General features: G+C 74.5%; 5 protein-coding genes and 2 pseudogenes. 3 read left to right on the forward strand and 4 right to left on the reverse strand.

Annotation, left to right across the window (positions count from 1 at the left end; translation table 11 throughout):
• Positions 1 to 158 precede the first annotated feature (158 nt).
• A pseudogene (locus tag F8274_RS28995) lies at positions 159 to 398 on the forward strand (PucR family transcriptional regulator); the annotation flags it as partial.
• 57 nt (positions 399 to 455) lie between these two features.
• Here F8274_RS28995 and F8274_RS29000 read toward each other — a convergent pair.
• Together F8274_RS29000 and F8274_RS29005 are read right to left on the reverse strand one after the other, a co-directional pair.
• Positions 456 to 1223 (reverse strand): annotated as a pseudogene (locus F8274_RS29000) (PucR family transcriptional regulator ligand-binding domain-containing protein); the annotation flags it as partial.
• Between the two features lie 47 nt (positions 1224 to 1270).
• A complete protein-coding gene (locus F8274_RS29005) occupies positions 1271 to 2080 on the reverse strand; it encodes an RNA methyltransferase (RefSeq protein ID WP_151465538.1) in 810 nt (269 codons plus the stop codon).
• A 110-nt stretch (positions 2081 to 2190) separates the two neighbouring features.
• On the opposite strand from F8274_RS29005, the gene F8274_RS29010 reads away from it, so the two are divergent.
• Positions 2191 to 4029, forward strand: a complete 1839-nt coding sequence (locus F8274_RS29010) for a thiamine pyrophosphate-requiring protein (protein ID WP_151465539.1) — start codon at positions 2191 to 2193, stop codon at positions 4027 to 4029.
• A 3-nt stretch (positions 4030 to 4032) separates the two neighbouring features.
• Here F8274_RS29010 and F8274_RS29015 read toward each other — a convergent pair whose 3' ends face one another.
• Entirely contained in the window at positions 4033 to 4590 is a 558-nt protein-coding gene (locus tag F8274_RS29015) for a dihydrofolate reductase family protein (protein ID WP_151465540.1), read from the reverse strand.
• 131 nt (positions 4591 to 4721) lie between these two features.
• Here F8274_RS29015 and F8274_RS29020 point away from each other — a divergent pair, with 131 nt between their 5' ends.
• The gene (locus F8274_RS29020; protein WP_151465541.1) at positions 4722 to 5363 is read left to right on the forward strand and encodes a dTMP kinase; all 642 of its coding nucleotides are present in this window, start codon (positions 4722 to 4724) and stop codon (positions 5361 to 5363) included.
• A gap of 20 nt (positions 5364 to 5383) precedes the next feature.
• Here F8274_RS29020 and F8274_RS29025 read toward each other — a convergent pair whose 3' ends face one another.
• A complete protein-coding gene (locus tag F8274_RS29025; protein WP_151465542.1) occupies positions 5384 to 7588 on the reverse strand; it encodes a transglycosylase domain-containing protein in 2205 nt (734 codons plus the stop codon).
• Between the last annotated feature and the right edge of the window lie 163 nt (positions 7589 to 7751).

The following is a 7751-nucleotide window of genomic DNA, read 5'->3' on the forward strand; positions in this document are numbered from 1 at the left end:
TCCTGATCGAGCGCGCCGCCTCCACCCTGGCCCTGGGCCGGCTGATCCGGCGCGACGCCGAGGGCCTGGAACGGCAGATCCACCGCACCCTGCTCACCGCCCTGATCGACCACTCCCGCCCGGTGGACGAGGTGGCGCTGCGGGCCAAGGCGCTCGGCGTGACCCTGGACCGCCGCCACCTGGTCGGCGTGGTGGTCCGGCACCGGGCCGACGACCCGGGCGAGGGCGGCGGGCCGGCCCCCGACGCCGGCCCCGAGGCCGGTCCGGCCCGGCTGCGTGACCTCGCCGAGGCCGTCGGCCAGGCGCTGCGCGAGGCCAAGCTCACCGCGCTGACCAGTGCCGTCGACGACCAGGCGGTGGGCGCGCTGCTGGCGCTGCCCGACCCGGCCGCCGAGGAGAAGGCGCTCACCGCGTTCGCCGCCGCGCTGCGCCGGGTGCGCCTCGACCGCCGCCATCGGCGCGCGCCCGGGGCGGTCGGTGGTCAGCTCGGACCCGGCCGGCCAGCGCAGCAGCAGCCGCCCCCAGTCCTGACCCCGGGCGCCGACCGTGGTCACCAGCCACCCGCTGTCCCGGTCGTACGCGGTCCGCCCGGCCGGCCGGATCCGCCGGGAGTGCTGCTCCCAGCCGTCCAGCAGCAGTTCGGCGCTCTCCCCCGCCGGGTCGTACGCGAGCACCTGCCGGGACAGGTTCTCCAGCACCACCGGGCAGCCGGCCAGCTCGGCGGCCTGCCGGACCACCTCGGCCGGCTCGGCGCCCTCGACGGAGAGTTCGGTGAACCGCTGGTGGATCTCCTCGGTGGCGCGCAGCTCGGTGAGCTGGGCGTCCACGATCAGCGCGTGCACCGCCTCGGTGATCCGCACGAAGGGGGTGGCCCGGCGCAGCTCGACCAGGGGCAGCCCGCGCCGCTCGGCGGCGGCGGCCATCACCCGAGGCACCCCGCTGACGTAGCGGCGGCCCAGCTCCACCACCAGCCCGGACACCCCGACGTCGGCCAGGTCGCCGATGAACGCGCGCAGGCCGGCGTCGTCGGCGGGCAGCCCGATCCCGGTGGTGAGCACCAGCTCGCCGCCCCCCAGCAGGGTGGCGATGTCCGGCACCTCGGCCACGTGCACCCAGCGCACCGGCCGGTCCAGGCCCGCGTCCCCGGCGACCAGGCGCGGCGCGCCGTGGCGCACCGGCACCAGGGCGAGCACCTCACGGACGGTAGGGAACACGGGCGACACGCTACCCTGCGTCACCGCCGATGCCGAGCGTGCCGGCCGCCGGGAGGTCACACGGGGTCGTCGCGGCCCAGCTCCCAGCAGGCGACCGCGGTGGCGGCGGCGACGTTGAGCGAATCCACCCCGCGCCGCATCGGGATCACCACCCGGACGTCGCTGGCGGCCATCGCGGCCCCGGTCAGGCCGGCGCCCTCCGCCCCCATGAGCAGGGCCGCGCGGGCCCGCTGCCCGGCGTCCAGCCGCTGGATCGGGACCGCGTCCGGCGCGGGCGTCATGGCCAGCACCGTGAATCCCGCCGCCCGCACCTCGCCGAGCGCGTCCGGCCAGGGCTCCAGCTTCGCGTACGGGATGGCGAAGACCTCGCCCATGCTGACCCGGACGCTGCGCCGGTAGAGCGGGTCGGCGCAGGTCGGCGAGAGCAGCACGGCGTCCACGCCGAGCGCCGCGACGGCCCGGAAGATCGCGCCCAGGTTGGTGTGGTTGTTGACGTCCTCCAGGATCACCACCCGGCGGGCGGTGGCCAGCACCTCGGCGGCCGACGGCAGCGGCTTGCGGCGGAACGAGGCGAGCACGCCCCGGTGCACGTGGAAGCCGGTGGCCCGCTGGAGCACCTCCTGGGTGGCCGCGTAGACGGGGGTGTCCCCCGTGTCCAGGTCGGCGAGCTGGTCCACCCGCTTGGCGTCGACCAGGTACGACCGGGCCGGGTAGCCGGCCCGCAGCGCCCGCCGCAGCACCAGCTCCCCCTCGGCGATGAACAGCCCGTGCGGGGGCTCCCACCGGGTCCGCAGCTCCACGTCGGTCAGCGCGCGGTAGTCGGCGATCCGGTCGTCGTCGGGGTCGGTGATCTCGTGGACGGGCACCGGACGATTCTGCCTGGTCGCTGCGGTCGGCCCGGCACGGCCCGGGTTTCCGCCGCCCCGAGAAGGGAACGGAGCCCGGGAAAGCGGACAGCGACGAAGGGATCACCCCGATGAGCGCGGACCCCACCGGCGACGGCCGGCTGCCCCGGGACGCCACGGTCGCCGACTACATCGTGGCCCGGCTGGCGGAGTGGGGCGTGCACCGCTACTACGGCTACCCCGGCGACGGCATCAACGGCATGACCTCGGCGCTGCAACGCGCCGCCGGCCGGGCCGAGTTCATCCAGGTGCGGCACGAGGAGACGGCCGGCTTCGCGGCCAGCGCCCACGTCAAGTACGGCGGCGGGCCGCTCGGGTGCGTGGTGGTGACCAGCGGCCCAGGGGCCATCCACGTGCTCAACGGCCTGTACGACGCCAAGCTCGACCACCAGCCGGTGGTGGCCCTGCTCGGGCACACGGCGTTGCCCGCCGAGGGCGGCGGCTACTACCAGGAGGTCGACCTGCTCGCCCTCTACAAGGACGTGGCGTCGGCCTTCCTGGCCCAGCTCGACGACCCGTCGCAGGCGCGGCACCTGGTCGACCGGGCCTGCCGGACCGCCCTGGCCCGGCGGACGGTCACCGCCCTCGTGCTTCCCTCCGACGTGCAGGACGAGCCCGCGGTGCCGGAGCCGCCGCACGCGCACGGCTACTACCACACCAGCGCGGTGCCGAGCAGCATGCCGACCGTGCCGCCGGAGGAGGAGGTGCGCCGGGCGGCCGAGGTGCTGCGCGGCGGCGAGAAGGTCGCCATGCTGGTCGGTCAGGGCGCCCTCGGCGCGGAGGACGAGGTCCGCCGGGTCGCCGACCGGCTCGGCGCCGGGGTGGCCACCGCCCTGCTCGGCTTCGCCGCCGTCGACCACCGGGAGCCCTGGGTGACCGGGGCCATCGGCCTGCTGGGCAGCCGCCCGAGCTGGCAGCTCATGCAGGAGTGCGACCGGCTGCTGATCGTGGGCAGCAACATGCCGTACTCGGAGTTCTATCCGCCGCAGGGCAGGACCCGGGCGGTGCAGGTCGACCTGGACGGCAGCCGGATGGGGCTGCGCTACCCGACCGAGGTGAACCTGACCGGGGACGCCGCGCCGACCCTGCGGGCGCTGCTGCGGGAGCTGGGCACCGGGCCGGTGCCGGCCGCCTGGCGGGCCACCCTGGCCGACGCCACCGCGAAGTGGCGGCAGTCCCAGCGGGAGGTGGCCGAGCAGACGGCCGATCCGGTGAACCCGCAGCTGCTCTTCGCGACCCTGGACGACGCCCTGCCGGACGACGCCATGCTGGCCGTGGACTGCGGCACGGCGACCGCCTGGTACGCCCGCCACATCCGGGTCCGCCCCGGCATGCTGGCCAGCCTCTCCGGCACCCTGCTCTCCATGGGCGGGGCCATGCCGTACGCCATCAGCGCGAAGTTCGCCCACCCGGACCGGCCGCTGGTGGCGCTCATCGGCGACGGCGCCATGCAGATGAACGGCGTCAACGAGCTGATCACCGTGGCCAAGTACTGGCGGGAGTGGGCGGACCCGCGGTTCGTGGTGCTGGTGCTCAACAACCGCGACCTGTCCTTCGTGAGCTGGGAGCAGCGCTCCGGCGAGGGCACGCCGATGTTCCCGGCGAGCCAGGACCTGCCGGACGTGGCGTACCACCGGTGGGCGGAGGTGCTGGGGCTCGACGGCGTCCTGGTCGACTCCCCCGACCAGGTGCCCGACCTGTGGCAGCGGGTGCTCACCGCCGACCGGCCGGTGGTGGTGAACGCGGTCGTCGACCCGGCCGAGCTGATGCTGCCCCCGCACTTCACCGCCGAGCAGGCCCGCAAGACGGCCGCCGCGGTGCTGCGCGGGGACAGCGACCGGACGGAGATCATCCGGCGCGGGCTGCCCTCGGTCCTCGCCACGTACCGTCCCCGCCGCCGGGGGCGGTGACCCTCACGCCTTCTCGTAGCGCAGCAGCACCGACCGGCCGTCGAAGCCCCGGGTGCCGGTCAGCCGCAGGTCGAGGCGCTCCTTGCCGGGGAAGACGGGTGTGCCCCCGCCCAGCACGACCGGGTGCACCACCACCTGGTACTCGTCGACCAGCCCCAGTTCGCCCAGCGCCGCCGCCGCGCCGGAGCCGCCGGTGAGCAGCAGGTCCGCACCGGGCTGGGCCTTCAGCTCGGCCACCTCGGCGGCCAGGTCGCGGCCGATCACCCGGGCGCCGTACTCGGCGCTCTCCAGGGTGCGGGAGATGACGATCTTCGGGGTGCGGGCCCAGACCGGGGCGAAGGCCAGGTCGTGCGGGTCCGGGGACATCTGCTCGGCGCGGGGCCAGTACCAGGACATCATCTCCCACACCTTGCGGCCGTAGAGGAAGGCGTCGGCCCGGTCGGTCAGCTCCAGGGAGTACGCGGACAGCTCCGGTCCCATGGCCGCCCAGTCGAACTCCCCGTTCGGGCCCTCGATGAAGCCGTCGACCGACTGGTGCACCCAGTAGACGAGCTTGCGCATGATGTCCTCCGCTTCCGGCGGCGCCCCGGGCGGGCGCGCTCACCGGTGGGTCGGAGCCGGCCGACCGGATCCGACAGCCCGCAGGGATTCTTTCTCAGGAAATTTGCCCGGGGCGGCTAACGTCCGGATCCGTGGCCCGTTCCGTGATGATCGCCCTGGTCGGTGTCGACGGCTCCGGCAAGAGCACCCAGGCCAGAGCGCTCGCCCACCGGCTGACGGCCCGGGGGGTCCCGGCGACCTACTTCGAGAACGCCGGCGGCCGGCCGCTGTGGAACCGGCTGGCCCGGGCGCTCGGCCGGCCGGACGGGGTGGCGCTGTTCGGCCGTACCCTCTATCCGGCGCTGGAGGCGACGGTCCGCGCGCTGGCCATGGCCCGCACCGTGCTGACGGCCGGGGTGGCCGGGCGCACGGCGGTGCTGGACCGGTGGACCTGGTGCCAGGAGGTCATCATGGCCGCCCGCGGCGACCGGGGGCGGCGGGCGGTCCGGGCGTTCTACGCGATGTTCCCGCGCCCGGCGGTGGTCTGCTTCCTGGCCACCTCACCCGAGGTGGCGCAGCGGCGGGTGGCCGCCCGGGGCATCGACACCGAGGAACTGGCGCACCTGCGCGCGCTCGACAGCGCCTACCGCGCGCTGCCCGACTTCACGACGTTCGTGCTCCTCGACGGCGACGCCACCCCCGACGAGGTGGCCGCCGCCCTCGACCGCGCCGTCGCGCCGCTCCTCCCCGAAGCCGACGTCAGGAGGGGCCCCCTGCTGTACCGCAGGCGTTGACAGGGGCCCTTCCTTCTGGGTCAGCCGCGGTCGCGGCCCTGGAGCCAGCGGAGCAGGTCCGAGGGGAGGCCGCGGTCCTGCCGGCGCTCCTCGTCGGGCTTTGGGGTGGGGCGCGGCTGGGGGCGGTGCGGGTCGCCGGCCAGCTCGCGGCTCGGCGCCGTGAAGTCCTTCACCGGCTTGCCGTCCACCGCCGTCCGGATGACCCGGGCGACCGCGTCGATGACCTTGGCCTGCACGGCCGAACCGACCAGGTCGGTCGCGTCGTCCGGGTTCGCCGCGATGCCGGCCACCGCCACCTGCGGGGTGAACCCCACGAAGGTCTCGGTGGCGTTCTCCTCGGAGCTGCCGGTCTTGCCGGCCACCGGGCGGTCGACGATCCCGTCCACCGAGGTGGCCGTCCCGCCGTTGCACTGCCCGTACGCGGACTGCTGGCCGACCGGGCAGCGGGCCGCGTCGGTGGCCGCCCGGGCCACGTCGGCGTCGAGCACCCGCTTGCAGGAGGGCTGCCCGACGGCGACCTTCTCGCCGTTGGCCGCGTTCACCGAGACCACCGGCAGCGGGGTGCAGTAGGTGCCCTCGGCGGCCACGGTGGCGTACGCGTTGGCCAGGTCGAGCGGGGTGGTGGCGGCGACGCCGAGCGTGAACGCGCCCCAGTTCTCCGCGTCGTCCTTCGCGAAGGCGGCGTCGGAGTCGGCCCGGAAGGTGATGCCGAGCCGCTGCGCCATCTCCACCACCTTCTCCTCGCCGACCTGCTCGGCCAGCCAGACGAAGTAGGTGTTCACCGACCGGCCGAAGCCGTCCCACATCATCCGGTAGCCGTCCATCCACTCCGGGTTGGCGTTGGCCGGGCACCACGTGCCGTTGCAGTTGCCCTCGGCGTCGGAGGCGTAGCGGGTGGGCAGCTTGGCCGGGGCGTCGAAGCCGGTGGCGAGCGGCTTGCCGGCCTCCAACGCGGCGAGCATCGTGAACATCTTGAACGTCGAGCCGGCCTGGTAGCCGTCGACACTCGCGCCGCCGGAGATCAGCGGGTTGACGGTGTTCGGGTGGTTGGCCTGCCCGGCCGGGTTGTCCGCGAGGCTGTAGTGCCGGTTGACCGCCATGGCCAGCACCCGGCCGGTGCCCGGCTCGACCGCGGCGATCGGCAGGGCGCGCTTGTTGCCGTAGCCGTAGACGGCGGTGGACTGCTTCTGGGCGGTCTGCTGGATCTTCGGGTCGAGCGTGGTGACCACGCGGTAGCCGCCCCGGCGCAGCGCCTGCTCGCGCTCCTCGACGGTGGCGCCGAAGGCCGGCTGGGCGCGCCACCACTGGCGCAGGTAGTCGCAGAAGAAGCCCCAGTCGTCGTGGCCCTGGGCGACCGCCGTGCAGCCGTTGGGCTGGGCGGTCGGGTGCAGGGTCAGCGGCTCGGCCTTGGCCGCGGCGGCCTGCTGCGCGGTGATCGCGCCGGTCTCGGCCATCGAGTCGAGCACGTACCCCCGCCGGGCGAGCGCCTGGTCCTTGTCGCCGTCGATCGGGCTGTACTGGTCGGGCGACTGGACCAGGCCGGCCAGCAGCGCCGCCTCGCCCAGGGTCAGGTCGGCCGGGGCCTTGCCGAAGTAGCGCTGGCTGGCCGCCGCGACGCCGTACGCGCCGGAGCCGAAGTACGCGATGTTCAGGTAGCGGTTGAGGATCTCGTCCTTGCTGAGCGTCTCCTCCAGCGCGTTCGCGTACCGGATCTCCTGGAGCTTGCGTCCGACGGTCTGCTCGGTGGCGGCCTGCCGCTCCTCGGCGGTGCGGGTCGGGTCGGTCTTGAGCACGTTGCGGACGTACTGCATGGTCAGCGTCGAGCCACCCTGCTCGGTGCCGCCGCCCCTGACGTTGGCGACCAGGGCGCGGGCGATGCCGCGCAGGTCGGCGCCGCCGTGCGAGTAGAAGCGGCGGTCCTCGGCCGCGATGATCGCCTGCCGCATCACGGGGGCGATCTCGGCGAGGGGGACGTCGCTGCGGTTGACGTCGTAGAACGTCGTGATCAGGGTCTTGCCGTCGTTCGCGTAGAGGTAGGAGCGCTGCGGCTGCGCGGGGGTGCGCAGCGCGTCGGGCAGCTCCGCGTACGCGCCCAGGCCGGCCTGGGCCGCGAGCCCGCCGAGCAGGCCGCTGGGAAGCGCGGCGACCGCGAGGACGAGCCCGCCGAGGACGCCGGCGAGGAGCACGGTGAAGAGCCGCGACAGCGGCGACCGGGGAGACGGCATGGACCCCAGGATTACCGCGAATGCGGCGATTCGGCCACCCCGTCAGGCAACTGTCAGTAACCTCACGGCGACCTCCCAGCCGCCCCTCGCCCTGTTGATCAAGAAGTTTGCGTCTGTCGACCGCCTCGCAATGACGCAAACTTCTTGATCAACAGGGCGAGGG

This window comes from Micromonospora sp. AMSO31t, from assembly GCF_008868175.1.
GTDB lineage: Bacteria > Actinomycetota > Actinomycetes > Mycobacteriales > Micromonosporaceae > Micromonospora.